This window comes from Aquirufa sp. ROCK2-A2, from assembly GCF_054558485.1.
The window spans coordinates 1-23,595 of sequence record NZ_JBPXKA010000012.1 but is presented as its reverse complement, the minus strand read 5'-3'; the positions used below and the strand labels follow the sequence as shown (position 1 = coordinate 23,595).

At 35.7% G+C, this 23,595-nt stretch carries 21 protein-coding genes and 2 tRNA genes; 19 read left to right on the top strand and 4 right to left on the bottom strand.

The genetic code is table 11. The features are described 5' to 3' along the window. Window positions 1–17: 17 nt before the first annotated feature. From V7S76_RS12505 to V7S76_RS12495, 3 genes are read left to right on the top strand one after another with little or no spacing between them, the layout of a single operon-like run. A complete protein-coding gene (locus V7S76_RS12505; protein WP_459510463.1) occupies window positions 18–1,223 on the top strand; it encodes a chloride channel protein in 1,206 nt (401 codons plus the stop codon). Next, window positions 1,223–2,416 carry a M14 family zinc carboxypeptidase gene (locus V7S76_RS12500; protein WP_459510462.1) on the top strand — a complete coding sequence of 398 codons (1,194 nt, stop codon included), beginning with the start codon at window positions 1,223–1,225 and terminating at the stop codon, window positions 2,414–2,416. The genes V7S76_RS12505 and V7S76_RS12500 overlap by 1 nt, the downstream gene beginning before the upstream one ends. Before the next feature lie 4 nt (window positions 2,417–2,420). Beyond that, on the top strand, window positions 2,421–3,056 hold the full coding sequence (locus V7S76_RS12495) for a NeuD/PglB/VioB family sugar acetyltransferase (protein WP_459510461.1): 636 nt from the start codon (window positions 2,421–2,423) through the stop codon (window positions 3,054–3,056). Window positions 3,057–3,059: 3 nt separating this feature from the next. Here V7S76_RS12495 and V7S76_RS12490 read toward each other — a convergent pair whose 3' ends face one another. Both V7S76_RS12490 and lipB read right to left on the bottom strand, forming a co-directional pair. Next, window positions 3,060–3,785 carry a 3'-5' exonuclease gene (locus tag V7S76_RS12490; RefSeq protein WP_459510460.1) on the bottom strand — a complete coding sequence of 242 codons (726 nt, stop codon included), beginning with the start codon at window positions 3,783–3,785 and terminating at the stop codon, window positions 3,060–3,062. Between the two features lie 7 nt (window positions 3,786–3,792). After that, on the bottom strand, window positions 3,793–4,530 hold the full coding sequence (gene lipB, locus V7S76_RS12485; RefSeq protein WP_459510459.1) for a lipoyl(octanoyl) transferase LipB: 738 nt from the start codon (window positions 4,528–4,530) through the stop codon (window positions 3,793–3,795). Between the two features lie 203 nt (window positions 4,531–4,733). Here lipB and V7S76_RS12480 point away from each other — a divergent pair, with 203 nt between their 5' ends. The 12 genes from V7S76_RS12480 (at window position 4,734) to tgt (ending at window position 18,208) form a co-directional block, all read left to right on the top strand. Next, window positions 4,734–5,087: a YraN family protein gene (locus V7S76_RS12480; RefSeq protein WP_459510458.1), complete on the top strand. Its 354-nt coding sequence runs from the start codon at window positions 4,734–4,736 to the stop codon at window positions 5,085–5,087. A gap of 22 nt (window positions 5,088–5,109) precedes the next feature. Continuing rightward, window positions 5,110–5,553 (top strand): rRNA maturation RNase YbeY, encoded by a 444-nt coding sequence (ybeY, locus tag V7S76_RS12475; RefSeq protein ID WP_459510457.1) that lies wholly within the window; start codon window positions 5,110–5,112, stop codon window positions 5,551–5,553. A gap of 2 nt (window positions 5,554–5,555) precedes the next feature. After that, a complete protein-coding gene (gene mnmG / locus V7S76_RS12470; RefSeq protein ID WP_459510456.1) occupies window positions 5,556–7,415 on the top strand; it encodes a tRNA uridine-5-carboxymethylaminomethyl(34) synthesis enzyme MnmG in 1,860 nt (619 codons plus the stop codon). Between the two features lie 2 nt (window positions 7,416–7,417). Then, window positions 7,418–8,302 carry a class I SAM-dependent methyltransferase gene (locus tag V7S76_RS12465; RefSeq protein WP_459510455.1) on the top strand — a complete coding sequence of 295 codons (885 nt, stop codon included), beginning with the start codon at window positions 7,418–7,420 and terminating at the stop codon, window positions 8,300–8,302. 76 nt (window positions 8,303–8,378) lie between these two features. After that, on the top strand, window positions 8,379–9,941 hold the full coding sequence (locus tag V7S76_RS12460; RefSeq protein ID WP_459510454.1) for an Ig-like domain-containing domain: 1,563 nt from the start codon (window positions 8,379–8,381) through the stop codon (window positions 9,939–9,941). A 293-nt stretch (window positions 9,942–10,234) separates the two neighbouring features. Beyond that, window positions 10,235–11,584: a tetratricopeptide repeat protein gene (locus V7S76_RS12455; RefSeq protein ID WP_459510453.1), complete on the top strand. Its 1,350-nt coding sequence runs from the start codon at window positions 10,235–10,237 to the stop codon at window positions 11,582–11,584. 85 nt (window positions 11,585–11,669) lie between these two features. Continuing rightward, window positions 11,670–13,442, top strand: a complete 1,773-nt coding sequence (locus V7S76_RS12450; protein WP_459510452.1) for an AMP-dependent synthetase/ligase — start codon at window positions 11,670–11,672, stop codon at window positions 13,440–13,442. A gap of 81 nt (window positions 13,443–13,523) precedes the next feature. Then, window positions 13,524–14,603 carry a GDP-mannose 4,6-dehydratase gene (gene gmd / locus V7S76_RS12445; protein WP_459510451.1) on the top strand — a complete coding sequence of 360 codons (1,080 nt, stop codon included), beginning with the start codon at window positions 13,524–13,526 and terminating at the stop codon, window positions 14,601–14,603. Between the two features lie 11 nt (window positions 14,604–14,614). Continuing rightward, window positions 14,615–15,097 carry a UpxY family transcription antiterminator gene (locus tag V7S76_RS12440; RefSeq protein WP_459510450.1) on the top strand — a complete coding sequence of 161 codons (483 nt, stop codon included), beginning with the start codon at window positions 14,615–14,617 and terminating at the stop codon, window positions 15,095–15,097. Then, window positions 15,097–16,557, top strand: coding sequence for a capsule assembly Wzi family protein (locus V7S76_RS12435; RefSeq protein ID WP_459510449.1), 1,461 nt, complete (start codon window positions 15,097–15,099; stop codon window positions 16,555–16,557). The genes V7S76_RS12440 and V7S76_RS12435 overlap by 1 nt, the downstream gene beginning before the upstream one ends. A 160-nt stretch (window positions 16,558–16,717) precedes the next feature. Continuing rightward, window positions 16,718–17,050, top strand: coding sequence for a helix-turn-helix domain-containing protein (locus V7S76_RS12430; protein WP_459510448.1), 333 nt, complete (start codon window positions 16,718–16,720; stop codon window positions 17,048–17,050). Window positions 17,051–17,074: 24 nt separating this feature from the next. Continuing rightward, window positions 17,075–18,208 (top strand): tRNA guanosine(34) transglycosylase Tgt, encoded by a 1,134-nt coding sequence (gene tgt / locus V7S76_RS12425; protein WP_459510447.1) that lies wholly within the window; start codon window positions 17,075–17,077, stop codon window positions 18,206–18,208. Between the two features lie 195 nt (window positions 18,209–18,403). Here tgt and V7S76_RS12420 read toward each other — a convergent pair whose 3' ends face one another. Further along, window positions 18,404–18,874, bottom strand: a complete 471-nt coding sequence (locus V7S76_RS12420) for an Lrp/AsnC family transcriptional regulator (protein ID WP_459510446.1) — start codon at window positions 18,872–18,874, stop codon at window positions 18,404–18,406. A 100-nt stretch (window positions 18,875–18,974) separates the two neighbouring features. Here V7S76_RS12420 and V7S76_RS12415 point away from each other — a divergent pair. Continuing rightward, window positions 18,975–19,047, top strand: a tRNA-Gly gene (locus V7S76_RS12415). Window positions 19,048–19,087: 40 nt separating this feature from the next. Further along, window positions 19,088–19,173: transfer RNA gene (locus tag V7S76_RS12410), tRNA-Leu, on the top strand. Between the two features lie 58 nt (window positions 19,174–19,231). On the opposite strand, the gene V7S76_RS12405 is transcribed toward V7S76_RS12410, so the two are convergent. Further along, window positions 19,232–20,827 carry a hypothetical protein gene (locus V7S76_RS12405; protein WP_459510445.1) on the bottom strand — a complete coding sequence of 532 codons (1,596 nt, stop codon included), beginning with the start codon at window positions 20,825–20,827 and terminating at the stop codon, window positions 19,232–19,234. A 217-nt stretch (window positions 20,828–21,044) separates the two neighbouring features. Between V7S76_RS12405 and V7S76_RS12400 the strand changes: the two genes are divergently transcribed. Together V7S76_RS12400 and V7S76_RS12395 are read left to right on the top strand one after the other, a co-directional pair. Continuing rightward, entirely contained in the window at window positions 21,045–22,304 is a 1,260-nt protein-coding gene (locus V7S76_RS12400) for a serine hydrolase domain-containing protein (protein WP_459510444.1), read from the top strand. A 106-nt stretch (window positions 22,305–22,410) separates the two neighbouring features. Then, complete coding sequence (locus V7S76_RS12395) at window positions 22,411–23,415, top strand: glycosyl transferase (protein ID WP_459510443.1); 1,005 nt, start codon at window positions 22,411–22,413, stop codon at window positions 23,413–23,415. Window positions 23,416–23,595: the final 180 nt, after the last annotated feature.

Below are 23,595 nucleotides of genomic sequence, written 5' to 3'. Positions count from 1 at the left end.
ATCATCCATTGAGAATAATGCAGAACATTTGGCTTCGCCGAATTTGGATTCTTTTGGCTCTATCTATTACGATGGGAACGGCTTCCTCCATTTTTTTATGGGGTTTGGATGAGATCAAACAGGTTAGAGAATCCAACCATTGGCTGCTGTATTTTTTGCCCGTACTTGGAATAGGTTTACATTGTTTATACCAAAAGAATTTTTTATTCGCCAAAACGGGCACAAATGATTTAGTGGAAAAATTAAATTCCCCCAATCATACAGTTGACACAAAAGTAGGTCCATTCATTTTTCTCTCCACTTGGTTAAGCCATCTCGTGGGAGCGTCTGTTGGAAGAGAAGGAACGGCGGTATTAATGGGAGGGTCCTTTGGATCTTTGTTGGGAAAAGTTTTCTACATCCATGAAGAAGAAAAAAACACTTGGATTCGGGCAGGGATATCCGCTGGGTTTGCTTCTGTTTTTGGAACACCTTTGGCAGGTGCATTTTTTGGATTGGAAATATCTCAAGTTGGAAAAATAAACTCTCGTGATTTAATTCCTTGTTTACTTGCTGGATTTTTAGCCAATTGGACGAGTCTCCACGTGTACGGCACAAAACATGCACTTTACCCACACATTTTTTTGCCAAGCATTTCTACCACATTTTGTGCCTCTATTTTATGTATTAGCCTTATTTTAGGTATAATTGGCTTTCTTTATACGCGCTTAGAATCCGTTATTTCAAAAGCCTTCGACCAATTACCTAGAAATTTCTATCTACGCGGCCTAGTTTCTGGTTTTATTTTACTCGTCCTTTTCCAATTTCCCATTTTTCATGAAAGTATTGGATTGGGATCTGAATTTTTAGTGAGGCCCTTCCATGAGTTTCCACCCATTGAATTTTCACTGACAAAATCGTTGGCCACTTTACTAAGTTTGGGACTTGGATTTAAAGGTGGTGAAGCGACGCCCATATTTTTAATAGGCTCACATGCTTCAGCAAGTTTTTATCCACTCTTGAATATACCATTACCACTTTTAGCAGGAATAGGTTTTACCAGTTTGTACGGTGGACTTTGCAAAACACCCCTCGCAGCAACTTGCATGGGAATGGAATTATTTGGCACAGATGCCGCGATTTGTTATTTGATTTGTACTTTACTTGTTATGTATATATCCGGCAAAAAAGGAATATTTAAATCTCAAATTTGGAATTCAAGCATTCCAAAACCCCTGTATTGATGATGTTTACTACTTTCTTACAACACTATGATTCGTTTTTAGAAACGAGAATAAAATCAAGAAGAATCTCTGATGAAACTTGGGAAGAATTAATGCAAGAATGGGCGCAAAATTCGCTTTTTCAAATAAAAGAAATCGGTCAATCCTTTGAAGGAAGACCAATTCGTGAAATTAAATTCGGGGAAGGTCCCATCAAAATTGCGGCTTGGTCACAAATGCATGGCGACGAAGCTACAGCTACGATGGCAATAGCAGATATTATGCTTTTTTTATCTCAAAACGGCCAACAATTTGTGGAATATAGGCAAATATTACATCAAAAAGTAAGTATTCATATTATTCCTCGATTAAACCCAGATGGGGCCAATAAATGGCAAAGAGAAACGGCTGTAGGAATAGATATGAACAGGGATGCCCAAACAATGTATACCCAAGAGGCCCAAATACTGTCTGATTGGGCAGACCAAATAAAGCCCGATTTTGCATTTAATTTACACGACCAAAATAGATTATATTCAACTGGAAATACCGCCAACCAAACACATATTGCCTTTCTCGCCACTTCGGGTGATGAAGAAGGCACTTGGACACACTCAAGAATAAGAGCGGCTCAATTAGCAAATAGATTAACTCATCAATTAAAACCGTACCTAGGAAATCAAATTGCCAAATGGTCAGATGAATACGAAAGAAGAGCATTTGGTGACACATTCCAGTCGAGAAATTATGGCTTATTATTGATTGAATCAGGCGGCGCTGGATGGGATTTAGAAAAGCAAATTTTACGAAAATACAACTCTTGTATGTTATTAGATGCCTTTATGGCTATAGCTAAAGAGGAGTGGAAAGGAGAAATTTTGGACTTATATCATGAATTGCCGACCAATGAAAAATACATCGTAGACATAAAAATTACGAACGCTCCTTTAACGAAAGATCAAAAACAAAGAGGGGATTTAGTGATCAAACTAAAAGAAACGGCAGGGGACAATCATTCCATTGCCTATTCCTGGACATTAGAAGACATTGGAGATATGAGTCATTTATATGGATTAACGGAAATAAATGGTTCAGATTTTCAATTGTTGGATCAGCAAAAAATAGAACTACTCGCAGAATACGCGGAATTAATTTTTCATCAAAATGGTAAAATAGCCTTTCAATTATCAGAATACACAAATAAAATACAATAAACATATGACATCATTACCCGTAATTATTATTGGAGTAAATCCATTTGCCTTAGAAGTAGCACATATATTTGAGAAAAACAATGTCGTTATTTACGGATTTTTAGATGACGATCCGAAGAAAAAAGACACTTCGGTAGGTGAAATTCCGGTGCTAGGGAATACAGAAGACGATACTTTTTGGAGCTTGATAGGCAAAAATTGCAATGTATTTGTGGCCTTAGACAATCCCGTAGAAAGAAGAAAAATGATTGAAACCATCATAGAAGACAGAAAAGTAAAACCTGTGAATGCCATTCATCCGAGTGCGCAAATATCAGATAGCAAAAACCTAGGATATGGCGCCTATATTGGAGCAGGCAGCATCATTTCTCCCGAAGCTAAAATAGGAGAAAGCTGTATCATAGGAGCTGGTGTAATTGTTGAAACAGGAGCCATTTTGGATGATTATAGTCAAATTGGATCCGGCACTGTAGTAGGTAAAGAAGCCAAAATTGATTCCAATGTATTTGTGGGCATCAACTCGACGATTGTCGGCAGTGTGAAAATTGGAAAAAGCGCAACAGTAGGAGCGGGAAGCGTAGTAATAGAAAATGTACCTAGTTCGAAGAGGGTATTCGGGAATCCAGCTAAAATTATATAATTTTTACAACTTAATGATATTCTGTGGCTCAATTAAATCAAGGAAATTAAACCGTAAATATAATTGGGCCACAATGATGACATCTTCTAAACAATAGGCCGCAATTCGTGCTAAATCGTTTTCTAAATAATACACCGCATTCACCTTATCCCCGGATAAATCCGATTTAGCACCTTTCACATTTAGCGTTTCCGCCAATAATTCCAAGGAAGTATAGGCCTTTCTATCGCCAAATTTCCAAAGCTCCAGCGTATCTTGATGGTTAATTTCCCATGGTTTTTTGCCTTGTAATTGCAGAGATTTCGGTATAACTAATTGATTAGCCAACATTCTTCTACATAAATACGGAAAATCAAATTCCTTTCCATTGTGCGCTACAAGCGTTAATTCTTTCGATTTATAAGTCTTGTTCACAAAAGAAATAAATTCTTCTAACAGCAATTTTTCGTCTGTATTGGCGATGGTTTTAACTTTTAAGCACATTTCCTTTTGAGCATTCAAATAGAAAAACCCCATTCCTATGACGATGATTTTCCCAAATTCAGCATACAATGCAGCTCTTTCAAAATACAGGTCTTCGAAAGAAACGGTATCCACATTCAGCAGATTCTTTGCCTTTTTTACCCACAATTCTTTCTTTTTATCCGAAAGTTGGGAAAAATTCGCATATTCAGACGTTGTTTCGATGTCGATAAACAAGGTGCTCTTAAAATTCTTTAATAATTCCATTACTACACTACAATTTTTCCAATGTTTCACGTGAAACATTCACTATTTCGAAACCAAACAAATTACTAAGGTGCCCTAAAACCTTTTTCTTAACCTCATTTTCATCAACTGCTCTGTCTAATTCTTTCGACAAAGAAGTAACGCCTTTGGTTGCAATGCCACAAGGGACAATGTGTGAGAAATAACTTAGGTCGGTATTTATATTAAATGCTAAACCATGCATGCTAATCCAGCGAGATGCTTTCACTCCAAATGCACATATTTTACGAGTCATATCTGAAAGTGGGTCGATCCAAACTCCCGTTAGTCCTTCGATTCTGCCTGCATTTAAACCATAATCTGCACATGTCAAAATGATCGCTTCTTCCAACGTTCGTAGGTACAAATGTATATCCGTAAAAAAGTTTTCTAAATCGAAAACAGGATAAGCAACCAGTTGGCCTGGCCCATGATAAGTAATATCGCCACCACGATTAATTTTATAAAAGCTAGCTCCAATGCTGGATAAAAATTCTTCTTGCATCAACAAATGAGAGATGTCGCCACTTTTACCCAAGGTATACACATGGGGATGTTGGCAAAACAACAGGTAATTGGAGGTGCGCTCTTTAAGCTCTTCTTGCACATTACGATTGCCTAATTTAATCGCGGAAGTCCTAGCCAACAAGGCTTCTTGTAGATCCCACGCTTCTTGATAAGCAATGGTGGACAAATCGATAAATTCAACTTTTTTATTTTGCAACATCAGTAAAGGAAGAAGAGACCAGGGTTTAATCAATCAAAAAACAAATATACAAGAATGACCAAACAATAAGAATGAAGAATATGTTTCACGTGAAACATTTGAAAATTTATCAAGTTGTTGATATGTTGATTCTCGTTGCCGCTTTATCAATAAACTGTTAGTCAATAGAAAACCCATCTAGTAGATTTGAAAAAAGAATTGCTATGGCTAAACACATCAAACAAGGAAAGGAGGCAGAAAAAATTGCTGCAAAGTATTTGGAAAATAAGGGTTATCAAATCGTTGAAACCAATTATAGAAATGGAAAAGCAGAGGTGGACATCATCGCCCAAAAGGGAGTTTTTTTGGTATTTGTGGAAGTCAAATCGTTGAAAAAAGTAGACTTTGGTCATCCTGAAACCAACATAACAAGTGAAAAAACGCACCTCTTGTTTCAAGCAGCAGATGCCTATCAATATGAAACAAAATGGAAGCAAGAAATTCGTTTTGATGCAATTGCGATTACTTTTTTACAACAAGCTTATAAAATTGAGCATTTCGAGGATGCTTTTTCGTAAATTCGCGGTTTAGTAAAATATTATGATAACTTTTAGTACTGAAGACATCTCATTTTCCTTGCCCGACAAGAACAAGCACAAGGCTTGGCTAAAGTCCGTTGCAAAAAACGAAGGGAAAAACATTGGGGAATTGAATTATATTTTTTGTTCCGACGCCTATTTGTTGGAAATTAATAAGGAGTACTTAAACCATGATACCTTAACTGATATTGTGACTTTCGACAATTCGGAAGATGGCAAAATCATTGAGGGAGACATTTTTATTTCCTGCGAAAGAGTTAAAGAAAATGGCGAGAAGCTTGGTACATCTACAACCGAATTGCACCGAGTAATGGTTCATGGGCTATTGCATTTGTTGGGATACAAGGACAAGAAAAAAGAAGATAAAGCACAGATGACAGAAAAAGAAGATTTCTATATTTCAAATTCGCTGTCTAGGAATTTGTTCCACGTGAAACATAAATGAACATGCAAAATAAATACGATGTAATTGTAGTGGGTGCTGGACATGCTGGCTGTGAAGCTGCGCACGCTGCGGCTCAAATGGGGTCGAGTGTCCTGCTTATTACAATGAACATGCAGACGATCGCTCAAATGTCTTGTAATCCAGCCATGGGTGGAGTAGCGAAAGGGCAAATCGTAAGAGAAATAGATGCCATGGGGGGTATGTCTGGATTGATCTCCGACAAAACAATGATTCAGTTTAGAATGCTGAATCGTTCAAAAGGCCCAGCCATGTGGTCGCCCAGATGCCAATCAGATCGCATGCGTTTTGCAGAAGAATGGAGAATGGTATTAGAGCAAAATTTATTGGTCGATTTCTGGCAAGATTCGGTACAAGAATTGATCGTCGATAAGGGACAAATCAAAGGTGTCATTACTCGAATGGGCATGACCTATTTTGCCAAATCCGTAGTATTAACCAATGGCACATTTTTAAATGGATTAATTCATATTGGCGAAAAGAGTTTCGGGGGAGGAAGAATGGCAGAGCCTATGGCCATTGGATTAACCGAACAATTGGTTCAATTAGGTTTTGAATCCGGTAGAATGAAAACAGGTACACCTCCTCGAGTAGATGGAAGGAGCCTCGACTACTCAGCCATGGAAGAACAAAAGGGAGACGAAAATCCGAGTAGTTTTTCTTACCTAAGTAAAACTCCCATTCAAGAACAGCGCTCTTGCTGGATCTCTCATACCAATTCAAAAGTACATGATGTATTGAGAAAAGGCTTCGATAAATCGCCCATGTTTGCTGGTAGAATCAAAGGCCTTGGTCCAAGATATTGCCCGTCTGTAGAAGATAAAATCAATCGCTTTGCCGATAAAGATAGCCACCAAATATTTGTAGAACCAGAAGGGTGGAGCACGGTGGAAATTTATGTTAACGGATTTTCAACTTCCCTTCCAGAAGAAATTCAGTTTGAAGCAATCCGCCTAATTCCCGGATTTGAAAAAGCCAAAATGTTTCGACCAGGTTATGCCATCGAATACGATTATTTCCCGCCAACCCAATTACAATCGACCTTGGAAACCAAGCTGGTAAAAGGCTTGTTTTTTGCTGGACAAATCAATGGCACTACAGGCTACGAGGAAGCCGCTTGCCAAGGATTAATGGCCGGAATAAACGCACACCAAACTGCTCAAGAATTAGATCCATTTACGCTTTCCAGATCCGATGCCTATATCGGTGTGTTAATAGACGACTTAATCAACAAAGGAACAGATGAACCTTATCGTATGTTTACTTCTCGGGCAGAATTCCGAACACTGCTCCGACAAGATAATGCAGATGAGCGTCTAACCGAAAAAGCCTATGCTTTAGGTTTGGCAAAAAAAGACCGTTTGGATGTCTACCTAAAGAAAAAAGAAGAAGTTGCCGAACTGATTCAAGAAATTAAAACACGGAAGATCAAGCCGACTGAAATAAACGATTGGCTAGAAACTCAAGGTACAGCAGCCATCAAAGAGGGGACACCCCTCATCAATTTATTAAAACGTTCCGATGTGTCTTTTGAAACATTGTTAGAACACTCCACCGTTTCCGATATCCAAGAAAAGTTTTCACAAGAAGTAATTGAACAAGTGGAAATTGTTGTCAAATACGAAAGCTATATTGCCAAGGAAAAAATCATGGTCGACAAAATGAAGTCCATGGAAGATTTACACATTCCAGCTACTTTCGATTATGATAAAATCAAAACCTTATCAACCGAATCTAGAATTAAATTAAAATCGATTAAACCTCAAACCATAGGACAAGCAAGTAGAATATCTGGCGTTTCCGCCTCCGATATTTCCATCTTACTTTTATTCATGGGAAGATAATTATGGAGAAATTAAGTCAATGTCCTTCTTGCGGTAACCCAGATTTCAACACGGTATTAAGTGCCAAAGATTATACCGTTACTCATGAAATATTCGAAATTGTTGAATGCCAATCATGCCAATTGCGTTTTACCAATCCAAGACCCAAAGCAAATGAAGCAGGCAAATATTATCAATCAGAAGAGTATATTTCTCACAGCAATACACAAAAAGGTTTTATCAATCAATTATATCACCAAGTAAGAAAAATTACATTAAGACAAAAAACCAATTGGATTGAGCCTTATAAAAAAGGAAATAAAAAGTTGCTAGATATTGGATGTGGCAATGGACATTTTCTTCATGCTTCCAAAGAACGAGGTTGGTCAATTACAGGCATGGAGTTGGATCCAGAAACTGCAAACCGAGCGAGTGATTTATTGCAACAAGCCATTCACCCAAGTATTGAAAATATTCATAAAGACGAGACATTTGATTTGATCAGCATGTGGCATGTGTTGGAACATGTGTATGAATTGGAAGAATATTTCAGATTCTTTCAACAGCAACTATCGCCAACAGGAAAACTATTGCTTGCCTTACCCAATCATCTAAGCTACGATGCAGAAGTTTTCCAAGAGCATTGGGCGGCTTATGATGTTCCACGACACATTTATCATTTCAATCCAAAGACTCTTGAAATCTTAGCTCATCAGCATGGATTCAAATTGATCAAAAGCAAAGGGCAAATATTTGATAGTTTTTATATTGCATTATTAAGCAATCAATACAAATATGGAAACAAGAAAATCATTTCGTCCTTCGTTATTGGTTTGTTATCCAATATCCAAGCCTATATCAAAACCGGAAATTATTCCAGTAATTTATATATTTTAGAACATGCATAAACTTTTGAAAAAATCCTTTTTTCTGACAAGTATCCTTTTTGCATTAGCTCTTGGGCTGTTTCAAAATTGTGCGCAAATGGCTTCGCCTCCTGGAGGAAAAAAAGATACCTTGGCACCAAAAGTTATTTCATCCATCCCATTAAACAAAAGCAAAAATTACAAAGGCAAAAAAATCGAATTGCTTTTCAACGAATACATCGGTCTAAAAAATATCAACCAAGAATTATTGATTACCCCCAATGTTGGCTTTTATCAAACCAAAGTGAAACCCAATGGAGTGACCATCCTATTAGACAGTGCCTTGAAGGAAAACACCACTTATACATTCAATTTTAGAAATGCCATTGAAGATGTATCGGAAAGAAATCCAGGCAAAAATATCAAACTCGTATTTAGTACCTCCGATTTAATTGATTCCCTTTACATCAAAGGAAATGTGAAAAATCTTCAAACGAATAAAAAAATGGAAAATATCTTGGTCGGACTTTATCCTTGGAATGATACCCTTAGAATTGATAAAGCAAAACCGTATTATTTTACCAAAACGGATACCTCTGGCAATTATATGCTAGAAAATATAGCCGCTGGGAAATACTACCTGGCGGCTTTTGAAGACATAAATAATAATCTACTGTTGAATTCTAGCAAAGAACAGGTCGATTTTATTACAGAACCTTTCATACAATTAACATCCAATATTGAACAAAACTTCAAAGTAAGCTTACAAAATTTAGACCCACTTAAACAAGTAAAGGTAACAACCACCGCTAAAACAGCCTATTACGAATACAACCGAGGAATCAAAAAAGTACAAATTACCAATAAACAAAAAGGGCCTGTACCTGTCTACCAATTGGAAGGAGGGAAAAATCTTCGTTATTATGTCGATAACATTGATAAAAAGGACACCCTTTTTATAAAACTCACATTAACAGATTCCTTAGATCGGAATTATCCATTTGATCTAAAAATGAAATTCCGTGAGATCAATAAAAAAGAGAAAGTTATTATTAATCCGGTAAAATTTGACGTAAAACCAAGTTTAGGAAAATTGATATCTCCAACTGATTCGATAGTCTTCGTTTTTGATAAACCAATTAAGCAGTACGATCTGAGCAAAATAAAAATAGTGAAAGAGGAAAACGAAACCTTTATCATTCCCAACGAATATTACCATTGGAATATCTTTAACAATGAATTAACCTTGCCTACCTTTTATTTACCAGAAAAAAATACATTTGAAATAAAGATCGATAAAGGTGCTTTTATTAACATAGAATCAGACACAAGTGCGATTTATACCCAAAAGGTAGAAAGACAAGATCTGGAAAATTATGGCACACTGGAGGGAAGAATTAGTAATCCCATTAAAGAAGCGCAGTACATTATTGAAGTATTAAATGCGAATAACAATGATTTGGAATATCGAATGGTAACCTCAAAGGATTTTAGCTTTAAACACGTGGAACCTGGTATTTATATCATTCGCGCTATCGAAGATAAAAATCATAATAATAGCTGGGACATCGGTAATTTTATCAAACGAGAAAAACCTGAAAACATCTATTTTATGGAAAATAAGATCAAAATCAAAGCGAATTTTCAAATCACAGATTTGTTGATAAATACCTCCAAATAATGTGGATAAGCTGTGGATAAACCTCCAATTTGTACACAGCAAATGAACACTCGTGTGAACAATTAACACTCGAGTCCACATGATGTGGGTAACCACAAAGTTATCCTCAGAAATGTGGATAATTATACACAATTAAAAAGCATAAATAGAAAAAATAATATCCTGATTTTTAATCAATTACAAACTAAAAATCAACTTATCCACAAATCCACAGGAAACAATAAATAGAAACAAAAAGATTAAATTTTAAAAATTCTTTTTTTTTAAATTATACGATGTGGATAAAATTGAAAATGAATAAATATCTATTTTTATTCTTGGCGCTTTTGAGTTGGAATGATTTGTTTGCTCAACAGATTGTTGAATCAAATTTGGATTCAAAAACCATAGATGAGTTTAAACATGCTTTATCGATAAAGAATGTAAATAAACAAGAAAAATCATTGGAAGAATTGTTCAATACTTCTTCCAAAAATGGTACATTATTTACCAAAAAAGCATATAATTATTTAAATGAGGTTAATTTAACAGAAAAATGGATTCTGTATTGTGGAAAGAATGTGGATAACTTTATTATCGAAGGCTCTTTTACCAAGGCCTTAGATTTTGTTAATCATTTAATTGATCAAGAAATTCCAACGTCGGTTTTAGAAAAGGTGTTGATTCAAAAAATCCAAGGAATTCCAGATGAACCGGTGTATAGTGAACTTTTGTATCAGGTGTATCTAGCCGATCAGCAATTTGAAAAAGCATGGATTCAGGTGAGGTCTTTGGATAAACGTTTGAATCAGTTGGGACAAATGATCAGTAGATTTGGTCAAATATCTTTGGATGCCGAACAATGGGAATTAGCAAAAAAGGTCTTCGATTATCTGATGCGCTCGTATCCAAACTCCAATCAAATTCCTAGATGGAATCGTTTTTCGATTCTTGCGACTGATCATAAAACTTCTACCGACGACTATTTAGATAGCAATGATCGTTTGACAGAAAAAAATACGAATCAGGAAGCTCAATCAAAAATGTTATTGGCTGATGAATATGTTAACCAAGGAAAAAAATACGACGCTTTAATTCTACTATCTCAAGTTGAAAAATTATCGAAGGATAGTCCAATCGCTTATGAAGCAAAATTAAAAAAAGCAAAAATTTATTATTTCACGGGAGATTTTGAATTGGCCAAGGATTTGTTGGACATTTTAAAAGAAAGTACCCAAAAAGAAATTGCCAATGATGCCTTGAATTTAAGATGGGTGATTGAAGACAATACTGGTATTGATTCACTCGAACAAAATTTAAAAGCATTTTCAACCATTCAATTCTTGTATGAACAAAACAAAGTTGTCGAAGCAGATCAAGCTTTATGGGCTTTTGCTAAACAAGCAGAAAAGTCGAGTTTAGAAGACGATGTGTTGTTTTTACAAGCCAAAAGAATACTCAATCAAAAAAAATACGAGGAGGCAAAAGAGTTATTTTATACACTTTGGAAGCGTTTTCCTTCCGATATATATGCTGATGACGCATTATACAGGTATTTAGTTCTAAGCAATTTTGCAGATAAAAATCTTTGTCAGCAATTCATTCAAAATTACCCGACCAGTTTATTTCAAACAGAAATTAGACGGAATTTAGTAGCGCCATAAAATTCTTACAAAAAAATAATTGGAATGTTCTATTATTGGTATGAGCCTTTTCATAACTTTGGAATTATATTGAGTTTATACAACTATGGAACATCAACAACTAGAGCGTGTATTTGATTTATTGAAAGCCTATTCAAATGTACAAATACCAGATTTATTGAATAAAAAAACCAATGGTGCTTGGAAAAATTACTCGGCATCGGAGACGTTAAATATCATCAATGATTTAGCACTTGGTTTACTAGAATTAGGAATTAAGCCCAATGATAAAGTGGCTATTATTTCTTCTAATCGTCCGGAATGGAATTTTGTCGACTTTGCCATTCAAATTATTGGTGGGGTTTCTGTTCCCATGTATCCGACGATAACAGTTGAAGATTACGCCTTTATTTTCAAAGATTCGGAAGTGAAAATCATTTTTGCGGAAAATGAGGATTTGTTGAATAAATCGAGGGAAGCTGCGAAAGGAAATGACAAAATCAAAGAAATTTTTACGTTTGATTCCGTAGAAGGGTCCAAATATTGGACGGAAGTAATTGACATGGGAGGAGGAAAAGATGCTTCTGTGTTGGATGAATTGAAAGCAAATGTTAAGGCAGACGATTTATTGACCTTGATTTACACATCTGGAACCACAGGTCGTCCCAAAGGAGTGATGTTAACACATAAAAATATTGTCAGCAATGTAAAATCCTTGGTTCGTGGTAAATTTTTCGAATTATACGATGGAGATAAAGCATTAAGCTTCTTGCCATTGTGTCACATTTATGAGCGAACGGACATTTACTTATACATGTATTACGGCGTTTCGGTGTATTATGCAGAAAGCATGGAAACCATTGCAGATAATATCAGGGAGGTGCGTCCTAGCATGTTTGCGACAGTTCCTCGATTATTGGAAAAAGTATTTGATAAAATAATGGCCAAAGGCAATGAATTAACTGGTTTAAAACGAAGCTTGTTTTTTGGCGCTGTTGAATTTGGTTTACAATATGATCCCATGGTAAAATTGGGATTTTGGGATAATATAAAATTAGGTTTATATCGCAAGTTGATTTTCAGTAAATGGAAAGAAGCTTTGGGTGGAAACATTCGATTAATTACTTCTGGATCTGCGGCTTTGCAACCTCGTTTATCTCGTGTTTTTTGGGCAGCGGGAATACCTATTTCCGAAGGCTATGGATTAACGGAAACATCACCGGTTATTTCTGTTTCGCAAGTGAGTCCTCCCGATTTTCAAATTGGATGCGTAGGTACCTTGTTGGATTGTTTAGAATTAAAAATTGCCGAGGATGGTGAAATCTGCGTGAAAGGCGATTCGATCATGCAGGGATATTACAATAATCCAGAAGCTACAGCCGAGGCTATCGACAAAGAAGGATGGTTTCATACCGGAGATATTGGAATGATGGTGGATGGAAAATATTTAAAAATTACGGATCGTAAAAAAGAAATTTTCAAAACCTCAGGCGGAAAATATGTGGCACCTCAATTGGTTGAAAATAAGTTAAAAGAATCGTCATTTATTGAACAATGCATGGTGGTTGGCGAAGGTCAAAAATTTCCATCGGCATTAATAATTCCTGAATTTTTAGCTTTAAAGGTGTGGTGTAAACAACATGGAATTGCTTCTGAAACAAATTTGGAAATGATCAATAACCCTCAGGTTATCGCTTTGTTGGAAGAGGAAGTAAAGGGCACAATGGCCAGTGTTGCTAAATATGAACAAGTCAAAAAATTTGTTTTGTTGCCAGCATTATTCACCATTCAAGATGGCGAATTGACACCAACTTTGAAACTGAAGAGGAAAATTATTTACGCTAAATACGAATCGCAAATACTACCCTTATATAATTAAACGCAATAGGTGTGCACTCTGTCTATATTTTTTAGTATTTTTGAATCTTGTATCCATTTTAATGGAAGTGATTTTAAAAAAATGATGAATTCAACCAAAAAAGTAGCATTAATTACAGGAATTACCGGACAAGATGGAGCGTATTTAGCTCAATTATTGTTAGAAAAAGGATATGTTGTACATGGTATTAAGCGCAGAAGTTCCTTAATCAATACCCAACGCATTGATCATTTGTACCAAGATCCGCATGTAGATTCATCGAATTTTCATTTGCATTATGGTGATTTGAGTGATTCGACCAATATTATACGCATAATTCAGGAGGTTCAACCCGATGAAATTTACAATTTAGGAGCGATGTCTCACGTGAAGGTTTCATTTGATGAACCTGAATATACCGCTCAAGTAGATGGATTAGGGACTTTGCGTATTTTGGAAGCGATCCGCTTATTGGGTTTAACTCAAAAAACTAGAATATACCAAGCATCTACATCCGAATTATATGGATTAGTTCAAGAAGTGCCACAGTCGGAAAAAACTCCTTTTTATCCACGTTCTCCGTATGCTGTTGCTAAGTTATATGCGTATTGGATTACGGTCAATTACCGGGAAGCTTATGGTATGTTTGCGACCAATGGTATTTTGTTTAATCATGAATCGCCGTATCGTGGAGAAACATTTGTGACGAGAAAGATTACCAGAGCTGCGGCCCAAATTGCCTTAGGTCAGCAGGAAAAATTGTATTTAGGGAACTTAGATGCCAAAAGAGATTGGGGTCATGCCAAAGATTATGTAGAGGCAATGTGGTTGATATTGCAACAAGACGTGGCGGAGGATTATGTTATAGCTACGGGAGTTACAACTACCGTTCGCGATTTTGTGAAAATGGCATTTGAGGAAGTAGGTATTGAATTAGTCTTTTCTGGAGAGGGTGTCAATGAAATAGCCAAGGTAAAAGCTTGTCATAATCCATTGTATCAATTGGAAATAGGAAAAGAAATCGTGAGTGTTGATCCTCGTTATTTTAGACCAACGGAAGTAGAATTATTGATTGGTGATCCGACAAAAGCGAAAGAAAAATTAGGTTGGACATTAAAATATGATTTACCGGCATTGGTGAAAGATATGATGGATTCAGATGTGAAGTTATTCACATTGTAAACAAAACAAACATGGCTTGGTATGCTTTGTACACGAAATCCAGAATGGAAAAGAAGGTCGCAGAGCGATTACTTGTTCAAGGTATAGAGTGTTATTGCCCGATTATAAAACAAAAAAAACAATGGTCTGATCGGAAAAAATGGGTGGAAGAGCCTGTGTTCAAATCGTATGTTTTTGTTAATATCAATTATTCTACTCAAAATGTTCTAGTACGCCAAACCATTGGTGTGGTTAATTTTGTTTATTGGTTGCATCAACCTGCAGTTGTACAAGATGATGAGATTAAATTAATTCAATCATTTTTAGCGGAGCATTCAGAAGTAGAAACCAGTTCAAAATCCATAAAAGTAGGTGATTTTATTACCTTGGATTCTGGTGCAATGATGGGTCAAACGGCTGAAGTTATTGCTTTTAAAAATAAAAATGAAGTTCGATTATTCGTCAAAAGTTTAGGTTTTGAATTGGTTGCTAAATTAAATAAAGAGGAAAGTTAATGCTTAATCAAGCGGGTAAATCTTTTTTAAGAAGGTTGTTGATGCTTATTTTCATAAGTACTTTTTCGATGCAATCTTTTGCACAGTGGAATGAAGACCGGCCCATACAATCTTCTATCTCAATCGGTGTGGGTGCTTCCTCTGGCGATTATACGCCATTTTGGTTAAAATCCAATCAATGGGGGTCTGTACCCATTTCTGGCACGTATTCATTTGCCGAAGTGGATTATTATTCGGATTATGTGAAGACAAAAAAACGCTTTAAGAAAAAATACGATTTTGGTTTTGGTGTATCTGCACGATATATTCAGGGTGGCGGAAATAATTTGGCCCTTATTTTGCCTGAAATTTATGTCAAAGGTCGTTATGGTATTTTTGAAGCTGTTATTGGTCGGAAAAAGGACATACAAGGATTGGTAGATTCCACCCATTCATCAGGATCTTACATTTGGGCAGGAAATGCCTTGCCTGTTCCCAAAATTGATATTGTTGTTCGCGATTATTATTATCCTATTGGTGAAATGTTCTCTTTCAAAGGAAATTTTGCGCATGGTTATTTGGATATAGCGAATCAGCGAACAGATGTAAAAGGGTCATTTTTGCATCAAAAGTCCTTTTATGGACGAATTGGTCGCCCTGAATGGCCAGTTAAACTTTATGGAGGAATTAATCATCAAGTTCAGTGGTATTGGAACAAAGGCCAAGTGAATTTAAAAGATTATTTTTATATCATCTCGGGTCAATCATTAGCAGCTATTGGCTCCGATACGACTACCTATGGGGCCAATGATGGAGGAAATCGTTTGGGAAATCACTTGGGTTCCGTGGATGTTGGGATGGAGGTAAAAACCAATGTAGGAAAGTTGTTAATGTATCGTCAAAGTGTTTATGAGGATGGATCTTTGTATTACGGCAATAATATTTCAGATGGTTTACATGGGATATCATTTTCTAGCAATCAGAAACAAGGATTATTGCATTTTACATTGGAATACCTCAATACCAGTTCGCAAGGTGGAGCGGTATTTTTACCAAATATTCCCTTTAAAAGAGGCGTAGATAATTATTTTAACAATGGAATTTTTTCGGATGGTTGGACTCATTTGGGCCGAGGAATTGGCACCCCTTTTATTACCTTAGATTCAGAAACTGATTTGTATAAAACGAATAAAACATATTTTGATAATAATCGTGTAGAGGCCTTTTATCTTGCTACCGAATACCAAAGGGAGGAAGATAATTTTTTATTGCGATTGAGCATGACCAACTCATTTGGAAATTATGGAAAGTTATGGAATTCTTCCAAAAGGCAATATTCATTAGGTTTACAGTGGAAGCGAAAAGTAGAATTTTATGGTACTAGCATCTTGAAAGTTAATTTTGGTTGTGACTTAGGAGATTGGTTGACCAAAAACACCTTTGGCGCTAACGTTTCATTTTCTGTTCCTTTATATCAATAATCGATATTATTTCCAAGCTTACGTATATTTACATACGTTCAAGTTTCCACAATTTATTATCTTGCTTTTATTCTTTTAAGGATTAAAAAACCACTATTTGGAATAGTTTATTCCCCAAGGTTGTTTTTTATTCATTTGGGTGTTAGACAATCAATTTTACATGATGGTGAACAGTTTTGCGAAGTATATCAAATCATTAAGAATCAAAAAGGGAATGAGCCAAGAAGATATTTCCTCAAAAATGAAAATAACTCTTTCGGCGTATTCCAAAATAGAGCGGGGTTTAACAGATCCCACTTTATCCCGTATGAAGCAAATAGCAGACATTTTAACATTTGATTTAGCGGATATTTTATATCGAACAAATAGAAGTTCTTTTGAACAATTAGAAGAAGAATTGGACACCGAGGCTTATCGATTTGCTACCAAAAAAGAATTCTATGAATTAAGGACTTTGGTACTCGAACTACAGAAAAAGATTGAAGCTAAGTAATTTCTAAATTCTTACCTTTGCGGTATGAAATTTGAAATCAATCATACAGACGCCAAATCAAAAGCCAGAGCAGGTAAATTACACACAGACCATGGGGTAATAGAAACCCCCATTTTCATGCCTGTCGGTACCGCTGGAACTGTTAAGGGAGTACACACTGCCGAATTAACTGATCCAATCCAAGCGCAAATTATTTTGGGGAATACTTATCATTTGTACTTAAGGCCGGGATTAGAAGTTTTGGAAAATGCGGGCGGATTGCACAAATTCAATGGTTGGTCGGGGCCCATTTTAACCGATTCGGGTGGTTACCAAGTTTATTCTTTAGCAGGTGCCGGCCGTAAAATTCAAGAAGAAGGCGTCAAATTTAAATCGCACATCGACGGAAGTATTCATTTTTTTAGTCCAGAATCTGTCATGGATACCCAACGCATCATAGGCGCGGATATCATCATGGCTTTTGACGAATGTACTCCATATCCATGCACTTACGAATATGCGCGCAAATCGATGGATATGACGCATCGTTGGCTAGATCGTTGCATAACGAGATTTGATGCAACAGCGCCCAAATATGGGTACAATCAAGCGCTATTTCCCATCGTTCAAGGAAGTGTATTTCCAGATTTACGAAAAATTTCTGCAGAATACATCTCTTCCAAAGAAGCATTTGGCAATGCCATTGGTGGCTTGTCTGTTGGAGAGCCCGTAGAAGACATGTATGAAATGGCGGATCAAGTAACCGATATTTTGCCCAAAGACAAACCCCGTTATTTGATGGGCGTAGGTACTCCAGCCAACATTTTGGAAGGAATCGGATTGGGAATAGATATGTTTGATTGCGTGATGCCAACTAGAAATGCTCGAAATGGTACTATTTTTACTACGCAAGGCATTATCAATATCAAAAATGAAAAGTGGAAAAATGATTTTTCATTGATTGACCCAGCTTTTGAAGGTACTGCCCATGGTCAATATACGAAAGCCTATTTGAGGCATTTGAATAGATGTGAAGAAATGTTGGGAGCGATGATTGCTAGTGTATGTAATTTGCGTTTTTACTTGTGGATGGTAGGTGAAGCTAGGATGCAAATTCAACAAGGAACTTTCACCGAATGGAAAAATCGGATGATACCACAGTTTATGAATAGACTTTAAGAGGGAATAGGTAATAGGTAGAAGGTAATAGGTAAAAGGTAATAGTTAGTAGGTTATAGGAAACTTTCACTAAACACTAATACCTAATAACTAATCACAAATAATGCGAATTAAGGGTTGAATTTCCCAATTATTAATCTCTTACCTATTACCTATTACCTTTTACCTCTTACCTATCACCTATCTCTTCTAAAATCAAGGAATTGGTAAAATTTTACTTTCCTTAAAAGTAGATAAAATGACCATGGTGGAAGTAGCAGAAACCTCTTCGATTTCATTGATTTTTTCAAGCATTAATTTTTGATATGTGGAGATATCTTTCGAAATAATTTTCAACATAAAATCACCAGCTCCAGTCACGTGATGACATTCAATTACCTCTGGAATTTGATTAATTTGATGCACAAAAGATTCCGTTACTTGTTTTTTATGGCCAGTTAAAGTGACTGTCACAAAGGTAGTTACCCCTAAGCCTACCTTTTCACGACTCACTTGAGCATGGTAGCTTTGAATAATGCCAAGGCTTTCTAATTTTTTAACACGCTCCAAGGTGGGTGCAGGAGAAAGACCTATTTCTTTCGACAATTGTGCGTTGGTAATTTTAGCATTATGTTGAAGGATTTCCAGTAATTTATGGTCAGTTTGGTCTAGCTTGTGAATGTTCATATCTTTTGTTGAAAACACAAAATTATAGAATTATTAACAGAAATTTTGCTTTTCGACTTGCATAAAAGAATAAAGTATCTTAATTTTGCACTCACAATAAGCGAAAGTAGCTCAGCTGGTAGAGCGCGACCTTGCCAAGGTCGAGGTCGCGGGTTCGAACCCCGTCTTTCGCTCAACTTAGAACACCGCAAGGTGTTTTTAAGTTTCAGGGACGCCTGGGTGGTGGAACTGGTAGACACGCAGGACTTAAAATCCTGTGAGCCGAAACGCTCGTGCGGGTTCGATTCCCGCCCCAGGTACAAAAATCGACAATCATCCGCTGACTCACCTCAGCGGATTTTTTGTTTTAGGGCCAAGCTATTTTACCTCCCCTTTTAATTGATAAACAGTAATACTTTTGGTCTGTAAGGCAATTTGATAATTTGCCGTAATGTATTTACGAATAGGGAATTTTTGTAAGTGAATTAAAATCTCTTCTGAATCAATGATCCATTTTGGCTTATCACTCTTTAATTCATGTAATATCTTTTCCTCTTCCACTTTATATTTTGCCCATTCACTGTAATTATAAAAATCCATTAAATAATGGTTTTGTGCGGATTTGCTAATGGGGACACTATATTTTAATAGTTCATAATAAAATCCTTGTGCGACAAACCATCCCATAATAAAAATTTTATTTTGATCCTTATTCGTTTTTTTAAGTTCATTTGTCATAAAAGACATGACTTCTTGCCTTTCGGATTTATTGATCACCAATTGGGGCTTATCAAAGTAATAGCAGCTTGGGAAATACAAATAATGCTCCCCTATGCTTAATTGAAATTCTGCTAATTTGTTTTTCTTCAATTTTCGACCTATTTCTAAATATATGGGAGAATTAAGTAAGACAAAAAGGATGGTTAAAATAGAAACAAAAGCAACTTTCAGTTGAATGGATTTAATATCGATTAGATGTGCTAATTCACCAATCAACAGACTCATTGGGATAAATAATAATATTTTATAGTGTACAAAATTATTTGTTGAAATATAAATGGTAAGTAAGGATATCAAGAAAAATAGAAGGGAACGAATGAAGTTTTTTGAAATGGGGTTTATCAATTTACCCTTTAAATAATACCATAAAGTAATGGCCAAAATAATAAAAAATAACAACCAAAAAAAGAGCAAATTTGTGGTGATAAATTTTATACAAGCAAGTATTTGAGTAATATAATTGATCTCTTCTAGTTTAGAATAAAGCAGATTCTTAAATAAATATTCATGATAAAATCCATCCAAAACGCCTAATAGATCAAATAAAAGATAGTAGAAAACCAATGTCAGGAGAGTCGATAAAATCAATAAATAGGATTTTCTTTTATTGATGAGGAATAACTGAATAAAGTAAATTAGGTTAAAATAAGCGGCAAAAATGATCGCCTGGCTTTTTACTAAAAAAAGACTAATGGTTAAAAAACTCGTAATCAAAATTTTTATAATATGTGGATCTTGGTCCTTTTGTAAATAATAAATGATAGCCGTAAATAACAGAATTTGATATTCAGTATTATAGGCTAAAAGATCGTTAGAAACCGGGAAATCACAGGTAATAAAAAACAAAAACAAGACAAATACGCCCAACCATTTCCCTTGTTTGGATATGGAATTATGAAGTATTAGCATTGAAGGAATGATACAAACGACAAATTGAAAAATTCGCAAACTTTTTAAGGTAGGATTTTCAACAAATAAATTGATAATGGATAAGAAATAAATAGACAATGGACCCGATGTATGTGCCGTAAATCCTTCAAAAGGCAAGGGATTGTATTTGATTCGCTCCAATAAATAAAGCCATTCTAATTCGTCTACGTTGAAACAATTGTTATGCCAAGATAATTGTCTGAATAAGCCAATGAAGATAAATAATAGTGACAGGTATAAGCCTTTTTTAATGGTTAGTTGCATGTTTATTAATGGTTGGGTGTTTAAATTGCTTTGACCGATTTAAAAAATGTGAATCTTAATTTAGGTCAAAAATACTAATATTTTTTTCAAATTCTACCTCACCATTCAATATGATTTTATGGAATGATACACCTAAAGAGGTATGATTGAAATCAAAAATTATCTTAAATTAGCTTAATTAATGATTGATAGAATCACATTCTTAAACCTCTTTCTTATGAAAAACTTCTTGACTTTTTGCTTATTACTTTGGTCCGTATCCTTATTCGGACAAACCCTTTCCCCCGCCCTCATTAAAAATAACCCGCATATTAATTATGCCCATTTATCGCATATTGATTCGGTTATTCGGCCTTATATCGAGAAAAACCATTTGGTCGGTGCGGTTACTTTGGTGGTAAAAGACAATCAATTGGTACACTACAAAGGACACGGTTATGCCGATTTAGCCACCAAAAAGCCCATGCCGGCAGATGCGATTTTCAGAATCATGAGCCAGACCAAAGCCATCACTAGCTTAGGGATCCTACAATTATTCGAACAAGGAAAGTTGAATTTAGACCAAAAAGTGTCTGATTTCATTCCTGAATTTAAAAATCCAACCGTTCTAAAAGATTTTAATCCAGCAGATTCTTCTTATACTACCGTCCCTGCAAAAAGAGAAATCACTTTTCGTGATTTATTAACACATACTTCCGGCATTGATTATACCGCCATTGGTTCGGAAAAAATGAAAGCAATATATGCCAAAGCAGATATCCCTTCAGGTTTAGGAAAAATGAATGCGACTTTGTTAGCGAAAATGAAAGTGTTGGGAACACTTCCTTTAGCTCATCAACCGGGAGAAAAATTCACCTATGGATTGAATACGGATTTATTAGGTTGCTTGATAGAAGTTATTTCTGGCAAAACCTTGGACGCATATTTCAAAGCACACATATTTGAACCATTGGGAATGAAAGAATCTTTTTTCAATCTTCCTTCCGAATTAGGTAGTCGTTTGGCGACAGTTTATACCGAGGAAAATGGCAAAATTATCCCTTGGTCACCCACCTTCCGAAACATCAATCCGAATTATCCATTGGATAAAAAAGCTTATTTTTCAGGCGGAGCGGGCCTTTCTATGAGCACTTTCGATTATGCTATTTTTCTTCAAATGATTTTAAATGGAGGAAAATACAATGGTCAACAAATCATTGGTAGAAGAACTGCCGAGTTAATGCTTAGTCCGCAATTGGCTCCAGGGTTATTGGGCGATGATAATTTTGGCTTAGGTTTTATGCTTACTTCTGAAAAAAGCGCGAACCTTCAATCGCGGTCCAAAGGTTCTTTTTCTTGGGGAGGATATTATGGAACGACCTATTGGGCAGATCCTAAAGAAAAAATGATTGTGTTAATTATGACCCAACATACACCCAATTCTCATGGAGATATAAGCAAGAAAATTGAGAATATTATTTATGGCAGTCTGAAATGAGGCAAGAGGTATGACCAAATCACAAATGAGGTAAATAAATAAAATCTTGGTGCCTTTGCGACAACAATTAAGATAATTTACCGAAATTGCGCCTTCAATAATTCATATGCAAAAAAAGGTAGTTTTAACAATTTGTTCAATCAATTATTTGGCACAAGCCAAATCCTTGGGAGATTCACTCTTGGAACATAATCCAGAATATGATTTTGTGATTGGATTAGTGGATCGATTGGATCAATCCAGCATTCATGCCGAACAATTACCCCAATATAGCTTAATTGAATTACACACAATCGGAATTCCGGATTTCGAAACTATGTGTGAGCGTTACAACATCACCGAATTAAATACAGCCGTAAAGCCATTCTATTTAGCTTATTTATACAATCAATATCCTGAAATCGAGATCTTACATTATTTTGATCCAGATATCATTGTTTTTCAAGCTTTGACAGAAATAGAGAAAGGATTAGAAAATAACAGTTTGTTTTTAACTCCCCATATTTTGAGTCCTTTCCCGGATGAGAATACTCCACAAGAGCGCGATTTATTAAATACGGGAATGTATAATTTAGGATTTTTAGGAACCAAAAGAACTGAAAATACCATGTCATTTTTGAATTGGTGGGCAGATCGTTTGTACGATCATTGTTATATTGATTTAGCGCATGGAATGTTTGTTGATCAAAATTGGGTGAACTATGCTCCTATTTATTACGAAGATGTTTTTGTGAGTCGGCACAAAGGCTTAAACATGGCCTATTGGAATTTGCATGAACGAAGCCTAAATACAGATGGAGGAAGCTATCTCGTGAATAACGAATTCCCATTGATATTTTTCCATTTTTCTGGGTATAATCCAAGTAAACCTACTCAAATATCGAGTTATCAAAATCGATATGATTTTGTGGAAAAAGGGGACGTCGCATCTGTCTTTGATGAATACGCACAAACATTAATCAAAAATGGACATAATAAATACAAGACCTTTCCTTGTTATTACATTAAGCCAGCTAGTCTCATTCCCCGCAAAAAATACTTACGTGTCCGTAAATATTTATCTATGCCCTTTTTAGCCATTGTGAAATGGATAGATGAGTTTCAGATTTGAGGCAATAGGGAAAAGGTATAAGGTAATAGGTAAAAGGTAATAGGTAATAGGTTTGTACTTGCCTGAATTTGGTTGTCACTTTTCTTTCAACTTTCAGGTTTATTTAGTTTAAAGTTAATAATTTATTTCTTGGTTGTTCGGGATTAATAGGTTTTAATTGAAGGCAATATGCATGGTTAT

Excerpts from the sequence above, each read along its gene's own strand:
- V7S76_RS12505 (WP_459510463.1), top strand. The coding sequence starts at position 18 with ATGCAGAACATTTGGCTTCGCCGAATTTGGATTCTTTTGGCTCTATCT.
- V7S76_RS12500 (WP_459510462.1), top strand. The coding sequence starts at position 1,223 with ATGATGTTTACTACTTTCTTACAACACTATGATTCGTTTTTAGAAACG.
- V7S76_RS12495 (WP_459510461.1), top strand. The coding sequence starts at position 2,421 with ATGACATCATTACCCGTAATTATTATTGGAGTAAATCCATTTGCCTTA.
- V7S76_RS12490 (WP_459510460.1), bottom strand. The coding sequence starts at position 3,785 with ATGGAATTATTAAAGAATTTTAAGAGCACCTTGTTTATCGACATCGAA.
- lipB (WP_459510459.1), bottom strand. The coding sequence starts at position 4,530 with ATGTTGCAAAATAAAAAAGTTGAATTTATCGATTTGTCCACCATTGCT.
- V7S76_RS12480 (WP_459510458.1), top strand. The coding sequence starts at position 4,734 with ATGGCTAAACACATCAAACAAGGAAAGGAGGCAGAAAAAATTGCTGCA.
- ybeY (WP_459510457.1), top strand. The coding sequence starts at position 5,110 with ATGATAACTTTTAGTACTGAAGACATCTCATTTTCCTTGCCCGACAAG.
- mnmG (WP_459510456.1), top strand. The coding sequence starts at position 5,556 with ATGCAAAATAAATACGATGTAATTGTAGTGGGTGCTGGACATGCTGGC.
- V7S76_RS12465 (WP_459510455.1), top strand. The coding sequence starts at position 7,418 with ATGGAGAAATTAAGTCAATGTCCTTCTTGCGGTAACCCAGATTTCAAC.
- V7S76_RS12460 (WP_459510454.1), top strand. The coding sequence starts at position 8,379 with ATGGCTTCGCCTCCTGGAGGAAAAAAAGATACCTTGGCACCAAAAGTT.
- V7S76_RS12455 (WP_459510453.1), top strand. The coding sequence starts at position 10,235 with ATGAATAAATATCTATTTTTATTCTTGGCGCTTTTGAGTTGGAATGAT.
- V7S76_RS12450 (WP_459510452.1), top strand. The coding sequence starts at position 11,670 with ATGGAACATCAACAACTAGAGCGTGTATTTGATTTATTGAAAGCCTAT.
- gmd (WP_459510451.1), top strand. The coding sequence starts at position 13,524 with ATGATGAATTCAACCAAAAAAGTAGCATTAATTACAGGAATTACCGGA.
- V7S76_RS12440 (WP_459510450.1), top strand. The coding sequence starts at position 14,615 with ATGGCTTGGTATGCTTTGTACACGAAATCCAGAATGGAAAAGAAGGTC.
- V7S76_RS12435 (WP_459510449.1), top strand. The coding sequence starts at position 15,097 with ATGCTTAATCAAGCGGGTAAATCTTTTTTAAGAAGGTTGTTGATGCTT.
- V7S76_RS12430 (WP_459510448.1), top strand. The coding sequence starts at position 16,718 with ATGATGGTGAACAGTTTTGCGAAGTATATCAAATCATTAAGAATCAAA.
- tgt (WP_459510447.1), top strand. The coding sequence starts at position 17,075 with ATGAAATTTGAAATCAATCATACAGACGCCAAATCAAAAGCCAGAGCA.
- V7S76_RS12420 (WP_459510446.1), bottom strand. The coding sequence starts at position 18,874 with ATGAACATTCACAAGCTAGACCAAACTGACCATAAATTACTGGAAATC.
- V7S76_RS12405 (WP_459510445.1), bottom strand. The coding sequence starts at position 20,827 with ATGCAACTAACCATTAAAAAAGGCTTATACCTGTCACTATTATTTATC.
- V7S76_RS12400 (WP_459510444.1), top strand. The coding sequence starts at position 21,045 with ATGAAAAACTTCTTGACTTTTTGCTTATTACTTTGGTCCGTATCCTTA.
- V7S76_RS12395 (WP_459510443.1), top strand. The coding sequence starts at position 22,411 with ATGCAAAAAAAGGTAGTTTTAACAATTTGTTCAATCAATTATTTGGCA.